Raw genomic sequence first — 250 nt, forward strand, 5'->3', positions numbered from 1 at the left:
CTTTAAATGCACGCGCGGGTACAGAGTTTACAATTACCCGTAAAGATCGCTTAAATACTATTTTAGATTTGCAAGCTGCAATTGGCGCAAGCGAAAAAGGTAAAGACTCAGGCATAATTAACTTAAGCTTACAAAGCACTAAACCAAGCTACGCTGAAAAAGTGCTTGATAAAGTAGCCGCTATTTATGTACGCCGCAATGTTGAACGTAATAGCGCCGAGGCACAAAAGTCGCTAGAGTTCTTAGAAGT

General features: G+C 40.8%; 1 pseudogene. It reads left to right on the top strand.

The window, feature by feature from the left end:
- Window positions 1-250: pseudogene (locus tag AAEY57_RS20645) on the top strand (tyrosine-protein kinase); the annotation flags it as partial.

Source organism: Pseudoalteromonas sp. MER144-MNA-CIBAN-0113 (genome assembly GCF_040308965.1).
GTDB classification, from domain to species: domain Bacteria; phylum Pseudomonadota; class Gammaproteobacteria; order Enterobacterales; family Alteromonadaceae; genus Pseudoalteromonas; species Pseudoalteromonas tetraodonis.